This window comes from Vicinamibacteria bacterium (assembly GCA_035620555.1).
In the GTDB taxonomy this organism is placed as follows: Bacteria; Acidobacteriota; Vicinamibacteria; order Marinacidobacterales; family SMYC01; genus DASPGQ01.
The window spans coordinates 1-10,841 of sequence record DASPGQ010000805.1; the positions used below are offsets into that span (position 1 = coordinate 1).

Genomic DNA, 10,841 nt, shown 5'->3' on the forward strand with positions numbered 1-10,841 from the left:
ACCTCTTCTACTGCGGCGAGAAGCCCCACGGTATAATCGCCCTCGTCTCGAATGTGGCTCGAATAGACACCCCCAGGACGAGCTTCTTTCGCAAGCGCCACCAGCTCCTCCGTCTCGGCGTAGCTTCCCGGCGCGTAGTACAGGCCGCTGGAAAGTCCGAACGCTCCCGCGCCCATACCTTCATGAACCATGTTCTTCATTCTCTCGAGCTCGTCCTCCGACGGTGGGCGATCCTCCATTCCCATGACCTCCCGCCGCAGAGTGCCGTGGCCGACGAGGAGGGCCACGTTCACTCCGATGCCCTGGGACTCGTAGTCGAGGCGCTGCTGGGAGAGAGGCCAAGGCCCCCCGCCATCGGGATTCACGAAGAGAGTCGTCACACCCTGAGCGAGAATCGGCTTCGCGTCCTTGAGCTCCGGCCTCAACAACCCCTCCCCGGCATGCGAGTGCACGTCGATGAAGCCCGGGGCGACGTAGAGCGAAGAAGCATCGATCACCACGTCCGCTCGCGCCGTATCGAGATGCCCGATGGCGGCGATCCTGCCGCTTTTTATCGCTATGTCTGCCCGGTACCACGGATTCCCGGTTCCGTCGAGCACGCGGGCGCCCTCGATGAGCACATCGTAGCTTTCTGGTGGTGAGGGTTGTCCGGTGAAGACGAACGCCGCCAGTAGGAGGCCCTGCATGACCCAGAGCCTATCACCTAATTCGGCTATACTGAGCGCGTGATGCGCGTCGTCGTCATCATCCCCGCACTCAACGAGGAAAGGTCGCTTCCGAAGGTGTTGGATGACATTCCCAAGCAATTGGTCGACGAGGTCGTCGTCGTCGACAACGGAAGCCACGACGAGACGGCCGCTGCCGCTCGGCGCGCCGGGGCTTCTGTCGTTCGCGAGCCGGTGCCCGGCTACGGCCGTGCTTGTCTCGCCGGGATCCGCCACTTGAGAAGGAGACCGGCGGACGTGGTGGTGTTCGTCGACGCGGATTTCAGCGACCGCCCTTCTGAGATGCCGACGTTGCTTTCGCCCATTCTCTCGAACCAGGCCGATTTCGTCGTGGGCTCGCGCGTGTTGGGCGTACGTGAGCGCGGAGCGCTGGCGCCTCACGCTCGCTGGGGCAACTGGGTTGCCACTTGGATGATCCGCCTTCTCTATGGCTATCGCTTCAGCGATCTGGGCCCATTCCGCGCAATCCGTTACGAAACGCTCCTCGCGCTCGATATGCAGGACCAGGACTATGGCTGGACCGCCGAAATGCAGGCCAAGGCCGCGCGGGCGGGCGTGCGCGCCACGGAGGTGCCGGTGAGCTATCATCGACGCATCGGACGGTCGAAGATCACCGGAACGGTCAAGGGCACCGTTCTTGCGGGCTACAAGATCATCACTACGATTCTCCGGCTCCGATTCCCTGGCGCCGTGGCAGTCGCCGCATCGAAAGCATCTCTTCGTTCTTCATGAGAAAGACGAAGATCGTGGCGACGCTCGGACCGGCGAGCTCGACACCGGAAATGGTGGGAAAACTCATCGAAGCCGGGATGGATGTCGCCCGGTTCAACTTTTCCCATGGCTCTCCCGACGAACATCGCCGAAACGTGGCGGCCGTGCGTGAGTTCGCCGAGGCGAGCGACCGCGCCGTCGCCTGCCTTCAAGACCTGTCCGGTCCCAAGATCCGGACGGGGAAGATCGCGCAGTCGGGCGGAGTCGACCTCATCGAGGGAGAAAGATTCGTCCTGACGACGGACGACGTCCTCGGCGACGCCCAGCGAGTGTCCACCACCTACCAGCAGCTCCCCATGGATGTCAAAGCGGGCGATCGAATCGTCATCGATGATGGACTCATCTCGCTCGCCGTAAGGGAAGTCGAGGGCTCGAACGTAATCACCGAAGTCGTGAGCGGCGGGACCCTGAAGTCCAACAAAGGCATCAACCTTCCCGGAGTGCAGCTTTCCATTCCTCCCATTACCGAGAAAGACCGGAGGGACATACTGCTCGGTCTCGAGCTCGACTTCGATTTCATCGCGATGTCGTTCGTCAGACGCAAAGACGATATCGAAGAATTGCGGGCCTTCCTCAGAGAGCAGGGGCGCGAGGACGTGCACGTCATCGCGAAGATCGAGAGGCCGGAGGCCGTGGAGGATCTCGATGCCATCCTCGCCGTCGCCGACGGCGTGATGGTAGCCCGTGGCGATCTTGGCGTCGAGCTCTCGCCAGAAAAGGTTCCCACGGTACAGAAAGAGATTATCTACGAGGCCAACCAGCGCGGCCGTCCTGTCATCACCGCCACCCAGATGCTGGAATCGATGGTTACTCATCCCGTCCCGACACGGGCCGAGGCATCTGACGTGGCCAATGCGATTCTCGACGGCACCGACGCGCTCATGCTGTCCGCGGAAACCGCGAGCGGTAGGTACCCCGTCGAGTCGGTGGAGACCATGGCGCGAATCGCCGAGCATACCGAGCGTCATATCGGCGACAGCCCCGCGCAGCTGAGGAAGGCCGACTATCACCTGATTGACGGTTCGCTCGTAGCTCGCGCCGTGGCGCTCGCGGCACGCCGCGCAGCCGACGAGCTGAACGCAAAATACATCGTCGCCTTCACCGAATCCGGGGCAACGGTGCGGCTGGTGAGCCACTCGCGACCCCGGTGCCACATCCTGGGTTTCACGCCCTCGAACCGGGTGTACCGCCGTCTGTCGATGCGCTGGGGCGTCACCCCGATGCACGGCGAGCACTTCGAAACGACGGACACGATGCTGGAGGTCGCGATGAAGTTTCTCCGGAGGAAGGGTCTGGTCGACGACGGCGACATCGTCGTAACGGTCTGCGGGCACACGACTCTCCCCGGCGCAACGAACATGATGAAAGTCCTCAAGTTCTAGCCGCGCTCAACGTAGTGAACAAGACGGGTCGCAAGAAGAAACGGAAGTACTCTTCTCGGCGATTCAAGATCGCGGTCTATTCGCTGAGCGGGCTTACCCTCGTTCTGTTCTTTGCCGCCGTCGTCCTGATATTCCATACGCTCCGATTCACCACGCTCATCGACGAGAGGCTCCGGGGGAAAAGCCGGGAACGTCCCACGTGGGTCCACGCTCGCGCCTTCGAGATTCGGAAAGGGCAACGCCTGAGCCAGGACGAGCTCATCGGCGTTCTCAACGACCTCGGTTATCGACGCATCGGCTCTCTCGGGGACGAGCCGGGCACTTTCGCGACCGAAGGGGGCGTCGTTCATCTTCGCCGGCGAGAGCCGTTGGGCCCGCCGGTCGCGGTTGATTTCGAACGTCTCTGGATTTCGAAGATGAGTATGCTGTCCGGCGGTGGGGTAATCGATCGACTCCTCCTCGAGCCCGTGCCGGTGGCAACGCTCTTCGGAGAGGAGAGGTCGAAGAAGCAATGGGTCTCGCTCGACGAAATGCCCGCGCTGGTGGCGAGCGCGGTTCTCGCCACCGAGGACCGCCGTTTCTTCGACCATACGGGCTTCGATCCGATTGCCGTGGTCCGGGCGATGGTCGCGGACTTCCAGAGCGGCGAGCTTCAGCAAGGGGGCAGCACCTTGACTCAGCAGCTCGTCAAGAATTACTTCCTCGCGCCCGAGCGCACGTTTCGACGCAAGCTTCTGGAGGCCTATCTCGCGATCATCCTGGAAAGCCGGACGAGCAAGAAAGCCATTCTCGAGCTGTACCTGAACGACGTCTATCTCGGCCAACGAGGCTCTTTCGGTATCCGAGGCGTTCCCCAGGCGGCGCAGATTTTTTTTGGCAAGAACATCAAGAACGTGACTCTCCCCGAGGCCGCCCTGCTCGCTGCGACCATCCGCTCGCCGAACGCCAGCTCTCCCTACCGAAGCGTGGATGAAGCACGAAGGCGACGAGACATCGTGCTCGATCAGATGGTGCGTGCGGGATACATCGAAAAGGCCGCCGCCGAGGACGCCAAATCGACGGCGGTGGAGATCGTCCCCGGGGGCGTCGATTGGGGTGAAGCCCCCCATTTCGTGGATGCCCTGCGCGCCGAATTAGCCGACTATAACGTTCACGCCGGAGCTTCTCGGGTCATCTCCACGATGGATCGCTATCTCCAGACGGCCGCTCAAAGGGCGGTCGTCGATGGACTCGAGGAGATTGCCCCCAGGCTCGCTCGACAGGGCAAACCACCACCCCAAGCGGCGTTGGTGGCGATGGAGCCCGGTACCGGCGATGTCCTCGCCATCGTGGGTGCAAGGAGTTATGGAGCGAGTCAGTTCAATCGGGCGCTCGATGCCCACCGGCAGCCGGGGAGCGCGTTCAAACCGTTCGTCTACCTGGCCGCATTCGAGAACGACGCCTCGCTGGGGCCGTGGAGCGTGGTTGTGGACGAGTCGACGACGATCCGGGGCTGGAGGCCTCAAAACTACGACCGGCGATTTCACGGCCGGGTGACTTTTCGACAGGCGCTGGCCCTTTCTCTCAACGTTGCGACGGCGCGAGTCGGAGAACGGGTTGGTTTCGAGCGCATCACGAAGTTATGGGAAGCGTTCGACATGCCCAGCCGGATCGAGCCCTATCCATCCCTCGTGCTCGGAAGCTTCGAGGTCACGCCCCTCGACCTGGCGACGGCCTACGCGGTCCTCGCCAACGGTGGCAAACGGGTCGCACCACGCTTCTTCACGACGATCGAAGACGACGCGGGGAGGGAGTTGGCCTCGAACCCCGTGCGGTCGCGGCGCGTCGTATCGTCCCAAAGCGCGTCAAGGGTCACGGACATGTTGACGACGGTGCTGGAATCGGGTACTGGCCGGGAAGTCCGGGCTCGCGGTCTCAGCGCCCAGGCTGCCGGCAAGACCGGAACGACCGACGACTCGCGAGATGCCTGGTTCGTTGGCTACACACCCGACGTCCTCGCCGTGGTCTGGGTCGGCTATGACGACAACACCCCGCTGGGATTGTCGGGCGCCGAAGCCGCTCTTCCCATCTGGACCACGTTCATGAAAGCGGCCCTGTCGGGCCGCGAGGCGACCCGATTCGAACTGGCGCGACAGTAAGGCGACTGGCTCGAGTGGGAAAAGAGCTTCACATGAGATAACATGATTTCCATAGCCTGAAATCGAGAGCTCCCGGTTGAACGGGACGTGGAGTATCTGGGACGCGGACGGACCTTATGGCTCTCAGCGGACGCTTGGAGGATATGAACGTTCTCGAGATCCTCCAGATCGTCTCCTTCTCCAAGCGAACCGGCTCTCTCGAGATCGATGGCCCCGTCGGTCGCGGTGCTGTGGTCTTCCGCGAAGGTCACATCCAGTGCGCCATTTCCGAATCGACTCACCCGTTGTTCGAGTCCCTGCTCCAAAAACCGCAGGATTCCTCTCGCCTCCAGCTCCTCCACAGCCAGATCCGGGTCGCACTCCAGGAGCTGGTGGCCCTTCGCCAGGGGACATTCGAGTTTCGCGTGACGCCCGACCCGTCGGTTCGCTGGAAGGGTCTCGACGTCGGCAGTTTGCTTCTAACCGAGGGGGTCGAGTCTCAAGCTCTGATGCTCGAGCTCGCGCGCGCGCTCGATGAGAGTCGGCGGGAGGGGGCCAGTCTCCTGGAAAGCTCGGGCGAACCGAACGCCACAATCGTCGATCCGGCGACGACACCTTTCCCCGAATCCGGTCTTACCGTCGTCATAGCCGACGACGAGGAGCAAGTCGCCCGAATCCTGGCGGAGGCCCTATCGGGAGCCGGCTCGAAGGCCGAGATTGCCACGGGAGTGGCGGAAGCTTCCGAATTGGTACGTAACCTCTTGGCCACGGGATCCCGTCTCGCGCTCGTCATCGATGTCGCGATGCCGAGCTCCGGCGGGGAGTCGTTCCAAGGTGGCTTCGAGATCGTGGAGCTCGTCAAGGAGATGGACGCCGACGTACCGATCCTCCTGACGGCCGAGAGTATCTCTCCCCAGATCCGTTCCCGCGCGAAATGGCTCGGGATTGCCAAGATTGCCCACAAGCCGGCGCTGACCAAGCTCGACCCCGACGAGTACGATAACGACCTGCGCTCGTTCGCGGCCACAATCGTCGACGAGCTCACGTCCCTCATCGCCTCCCCCGACGAAGCGACGCCGACGTCCTCGATGCCGCGACTCAACCATGCCGTGATGTTCGACTTTCTGAAGACGATGGCGAAGCAGCTGCTCGCTCCCGGCAACGTCGTCGCTCGCGTAATCCTCCGTGTCGCCTCCCGGTATGCGGAACGTGTCCTGCTCTTTCTCGTAAAGGAATCACGAGCCCGCGGACTCGCCGGCGTACAAGTGGGACGGCTCGACCGACAGGTCTGTGAAGCTGCGAAGAAGCTCATTCTCGATCTGCAGGACGTGCAGCCCTTCGCCGAGGTCGTCTATTCGCGAGGACCGCTATCGGGCTCGCACGACACTCAACCGCTCCCTCCCGAGCTCGAACCGGGGCGGGCCAAGACCTATGCCCTATTGCCCCTCATGCTGAACCACGAGGTGCTTGCGATCATCTATCTGGACAACCCGATTTCCGGAATGAACCTGGCGCATCTCAGCGGTCTCGAGGTGTTTCTCGCTCAGGCGGGCATGGCGATGGAAAACGCCTCTCTGCAAAGGAGGGTACTTTCGATCGGTGAGCAGTTCTCCCTCGAAGACCAGGGACCCCTCACCCAGGAGCTCGCGCCCTTCACCCGGAGCTCGAAGCCATGAGCAGGCGATCCGTACCCCGGCTGGCCCCACTCGTGATGAGGGCGGTGGTCGATTCGGGTGGAGCCAAACAGGAGGGTTACCTCACGAACGTCAGCGCCTCGGGCGCCTTCGTCGTCGTCGACTCGCTCCCCCCGGTAGGCACCGAGGTATCGCTCAGCGCCATCCTGCCGTGGAAACTGGGCGAGCTCGCCGCTCGCGCTCGAGTCATTTGGTGCAGCAAGACCGAGGACCCTATCGGCGCCGGACTGGAGTTCGTCGAGCTCGAAGGTGATTCGCCGCGACTTCTGAAGGCCTATCTCGAGCGCTTCGTCGGGCTCGCGGCGCAACTGGACCCCGGGTCCTGACGGCATTCCCCGGAGAACCTCGAGGGCGCGCGGCAGGGCGAGGGGCTACGCCTTCGAGCCCGCGGCTCGAGTCTTCTTCCGTGCCTTTCTCGCCGAAGAGGATTTGGCCTTTCGGTTACATTTTTGGCAAAGCCCGAAGATCTGGTGCCGGTGAGACTCGATGTTGAACCCATAAGCCTCGGCGATCTCATCCTGAAGTCGCTCGATCTCAGGGCTCAAGAACTCAAGGATCGTCCCGCATTCGGTGCAGATCATGTGGTCGTGATGGGCGTGGCGATACTTGTGCTCGAAACGCGTCAGCCCGTCCTTGAGCTCGATCGCGCTTGCCAGCTGGGCATCGACGAACACCTTCAACGCCCGATAGATCGTCGTGCGGCCGATACCCGGGTGCTTTCTATGGATGACGCGATAGAGGTCGTCGACCGTCATGTGCCCGCTGGTCTCGAGAAAGTGCTCGAGAACAATCTCGCGTTGACGCGAGTGCTTGAGACCGTTCGCGCTAAGGTAGTCGGCGAGCACCCGGAACTCTTCTCTTCGCTCCACCATGCTCATCCTCGAAGATGGGCCGAGAAGAACTCCTCGACCCTGCGCCATGCGTCACGCAAGACATGCTCGCGGTGGAAGTAATGAAACTCGCCCGGGTAGGCGACGAAGTCGACGTTCTTTCCTTTCTTCATCAGCTCGTCGATCAGGTGGAGGGACTCGAGAAACGGTACGTTGACATCGGCCGTGCCGTGGAGGACAAGAAGGGGCCGAACGATTCGATCGACCCGTTCGACGGGCGCCGCCTGGAGGTAGGCCTCCGGGTTCTCGTCGGGGTCGCCGAGGCGACCCACGATCCAGCGGCCCCCCGGATCGCGGTGCCAGTAGCGAAAATCGTGAACTCCCGCGACGTCGATACCGCAACGGAAGAGCTCAGGGTCCTCGGTAAGGGCCTTCAGTGTTAGAAAGCCACCGTAGCTGAGGCCCCAGACACCGATGCGCTCGGGGTCGACATAGAGGAGGCTCTCGAGGTAGGGGACCGAGGCAGCGATATCTTCGTAGTCCCCGCCCCCCAGATCGCGGAAGGGCAGCTGACGCCACTCCTTCCCATACCCGATGCTTCCACGGTAGTCGGGGGCGAGAACGATGTAGCCCTGCTGGGCGAGGTACTGATGGAAGCTGTAGTAAACGGCGTAGTCGCGGCGAATATGCCAGCCTTCGTAGTTCTGCGCAATCCCGTCCCCGTGAATCCACACGATCGCGGGGTGCTTCCGTTCTCGGTCGAGATCGCGCGGCACGAAGAGATAGGCGGGCACTTGGCGCCCGTCGGGCGCGGCGTAGAACACGAGCTCGGGCTCGATCAGCTCGTTCCGATCGACGCTTGGCGGAAGGGAGTACGTCAGCTCGCGAGGAGGCGCGCCGTCGCCGATCTTTAACCAGAAAAGGTCGGCAGGGCGACGCGAGTCGGTGTGCTGGAACAAGAGCTTCGAGCCATCGGGCGACCATCCCCCGAGCTCGTTAACCAGCCCGAAACCCGAGGCGTCCGCCGGCTGAGTGTTCGTGCCCGTTCCCGAAGTCAACCGACGGGGCCCGTCGGCCCCCTCTACATCAACGACGAAGAGGTGGCGCCTTCCGGGATTCATCGCATCGGCGTTGGAATCGAAGGCGATCGACCTTCCGTCGGGAGACCAGGCAAACCGGCGCACCTCCTCGCCATCGCTCGTGAGTGGGCGCGCTTCGCCACCGTTTGCCGAAACCACGTAGAGTCGATCCCATCCGGTGGCATCGCTCACGAAAGCGACGAACCGACCGTCGGGCGCTGGCCTGGGCTCGGCTCCCAGATAACCCAGACTCCACCACTTCACGTCCTCATCCCGATGAAGCGTTCGAAGCTCGCCCGTGGTCGCATCGGCAAGGAGGATCTCTCGGACTCGCAGGTCGGTCGACACCCGCTCGAGCGTCAAGCGCCGGGCGTCGAGCCACCGCGGAAAATGCTCGACCTGGGGGCTGGCCCCAACCGGCACCACGCCGCCTCCCTCGATCGACACAACCCCGACGTCCTGCGGATCTCCCTCGACTCGCTGAAACAGAAGTTTCCGCCCGATGTAGTCGTAGCCTTCCGTTCGGGGCGCGGAGCGCGTGTAGAGGAAGGCAATGCGAGCCCCGTCGGGCGACCACCGAAGGTCCGACTCCGAGACCAGCGTGACCGTAAGGCGCTTCTCGCGACCACTTTCCAGATTCCGTATCCAGACATCCCCGAGCCGAACGAACGCGACCTGTCGCCCGTCGGGTGAAAGACGCACATCGCTCTCCCGGGCCTCCGTCCCGAATACGGCCTGCGGCAAGACCGCCCCGGCTCGAGGAACTTCGTAGAGCTCGCCGTCGCGTTCGAAATAAACGACGCTTCCGTCGGCGCTCCAGAAAGGTGCCCCGACGACGCCGTCTCGGTAGGCGGTTCGCGCCTGGGGCCATCCCCCCACGGCATCGACGACGAACAGATTCTGTACCCCCGCTCGGTCCCAGACGAACGCGACGTGCGACCCGTCGGGCGACCAAGCAGGGCTTCCTGGGTGTCGAATGGAGAGAAGAGATTCCACCTCCAGCAGACCGGCCAGAGCCATTGCCGTGAGAAACATTGTCGTCATTCGATGTTCGATGCAATCGCTTCCGCGGTGACGCGGGAATGAGAGGCACACCAAACGGCCTTGCCGTCGCGTAGGACGATTATCTGGGGGGACTCGTGGCGAATCCCTGTTCGCGTCTCGATGTAGTCGGAAACCTGACGATCCTCGATCACGTCGACCTCGTGGATCTCCTGCCCCGGATGGTTCGACAAGAACCTCTCCGCCTCATGCCGGGCTCGCTCGCTCAGCCCACAGAGCGGGCTGTGCTTGTACACGATGGCGAGAGGCATGGACAAGAGGGCGTCCACGTCACCGATCCTCATCAGACGTTTCACGCAACCTATCTTGCCTCATCGTATTCCCCCTGACAAAGCGGCTTCGTGGACGAGGCGGGCGAGTCGCTAGAGAATGAGCAGGACGTCGAGAAATGCGCTAGTCTCGCCTTGTTCGAAGCGAGGTAAGGCATGGTTCTGGTAGTCCAATCCACGGGTGATCAGCCGTGAAACGCGCGGCACTTCTAATCGGCCTTGTGGGGCTTTCCGCAATCGTGGGCTATTTCCTGGGTTATCGCCGCGCCGGATTGGCCGGGGCAACGGCGGAGCAGAGGCTGCTCGAGGGCGAGTTTGCCCGTTCGATGTCGGGTGTCGTTCTCGAGGGATCGTTCACGACGGAAGGCTCGGCGCAAACGCCACCACGCGTCGAGCGATACACGATAGAAAGCGTGGACAAACTGGCCGGTGACCATTGGCTGTTTCGAGCACGTCTCGAGTTCGGCGACACGGACGTCACGCTTCCGATCCCGGTACGGGTGTTGTGGGCCGGGGATACGCCGGTCGTGACGCTCACCGACTTGGGCCTTCCGGGAGTCGGCACCTTCACCGCCCGCGTCGTTTTCTATCGCGACCGCTACGCGGGACTCTGGTGGAGCGCGGAATCGGGCGGCCAGCAGTTCGGGAGGATTCTGAGAGAATGAGACTCGTGCGGCGACGTCTCGACGGGCCTCCCTACGCCCCCGATAGCCCGGCGAGACGCGCGCGAACCCCCTCCTGCTGAGGGTTCAGCTCGAGAGACATCTCGAACATCTCGCGCGCCTTGTTGGCGTTGGCCGTCCTCTCATAGCAATCGCCGAGTGCGTTCAAAAGCGACGTGTCCGCCGGCCGCAGTGTTTTGGCGTGCTCCAGATAAACACTTGTATCGGGACATTTTCGTCCTTGCGTTGG

The 10,841-nt window shown here is 62.7% G+C and carries 11 protein-coding genes; 6 read left to right on the forward strand and 5 right to left on the reverse strand.

Translation table 11 applies throughout. The features are described from left to right. Positions 1-686 (reverse strand): amidohydrolase family protein (locus VEK15_32245; protein HXV65411.1); only part of this gene is annotated, 686 nt, incomplete at its 3' end. 42 nt (positions 687-728) lie between these two features. Between VEK15_32245 and VEK15_32250 the strand changes: the two genes are divergently transcribed. From VEK15_32250 to VEK15_32270, 5 genes are all read left to right on the forward strand, one after another. Further along, complete coding sequence (locus VEK15_32250) at positions 729-1,457, forward strand: glycosyltransferase family 2 protein (GenBank protein ID HXV65412.1); 729 nt, start codon at positions 729-731, stop codon at positions 1,455-1,457. Continuing rightward, positions 1,454-2,878, forward strand: a complete 1,425-nt coding sequence (pyk, locus tag VEK15_32255; protein HXV65413.1) for a pyruvate kinase — start codon at positions 1,454-1,456, stop codon at positions 2,876-2,878. Before VEK15_32250 ends, pyk begins: the two co-directional genes overlap by 4 nt. A 14-nt stretch (positions 2,879-2,892) precedes the next feature. Then, on the forward strand, positions 2,893-5,016 hold the full coding sequence (locus VEK15_32260; protein ID HXV65414.1) for a PBP1A family penicillin-binding protein: 2,124 nt from the start codon (positions 2,893-2,895) through the stop codon (positions 5,014-5,016). A gap of 116 nt (positions 5,017-5,132) precedes the next feature. Further along, on the forward strand, positions 5,133-6,671 hold the full coding sequence (locus VEK15_32265; protein HXV65415.1) for a response regulator: 1,539 nt from the start codon (positions 5,133-5,135) through the stop codon (positions 6,669-6,671). Beyond that, positions 6,668-7,015, forward strand: a complete 348-nt coding sequence (locus VEK15_32270; GenBank protein HXV65416.1) for a PilZ domain-containing protein — start codon at positions 6,668-6,670, stop codon at positions 7,013-7,015. Before VEK15_32265 ends, VEK15_32270 begins: the two co-directional genes overlap by 4 nt. 45 nt (positions 7,016-7,060) lie before the next feature. Here VEK15_32270 and VEK15_32275 read toward each other — a convergent pair whose 3' ends face one another. The 3 genes from VEK15_32275 to ytxJ are packed head-to-tail and all read right to left on the reverse strand — an operon-like array spanning position 7,061 to position 9,956. After that, positions 7,061-7,561, reverse strand: a complete 501-nt coding sequence (locus tag VEK15_32275; protein HXV65417.1) for a transcriptional repressor — start codon at positions 7,559-7,561, stop codon at positions 7,061-7,063. A 2-nt stretch (positions 7,562-7,563) separates the two neighbouring features. After that, complete coding sequence (locus tag VEK15_32280) at positions 7,564-9,642, reverse strand: LpqB family beta-propeller domain-containing protein (GenBank protein ID HXV65418.1); 2,079 nt, start codon at positions 9,640-9,642, stop codon at positions 7,564-7,566. Further along, positions 9,639-9,956 (reverse strand): bacillithiol system redox-active protein YtxJ, encoded by a 318-nt coding sequence (gene ytxJ, locus VEK15_32285; protein HXV65419.1) that lies wholly within the window; start codon positions 9,954-9,956, stop codon positions 9,639-9,641. The genes VEK15_32280 and ytxJ overlap by 4 nt, the downstream gene beginning before the upstream one ends. 164 nt (positions 9,957-10,120) lie before the next feature. Here ytxJ and VEK15_32290 point away from each other — a divergent pair, with 164 nt between their 5' ends. Then, positions 10,121-10,594, forward strand: coding sequence for a hypothetical protein (locus tag VEK15_32290; GenBank protein ID HXV65420.1), 474 nt, complete (start codon positions 10,121-10,123; stop codon positions 10,592-10,594). A 31-nt stretch (positions 10,595-10,625) separates the two neighbouring features. Here the strand turns inward: VEK15_32290 and VEK15_32295 are convergent. Beyond that, positions 10,626-10,841: hypothetical protein (locus VEK15_32295; protein HXV65421.1), on the reverse strand; the 216-nt coding region annotated here is incomplete at its 5' end.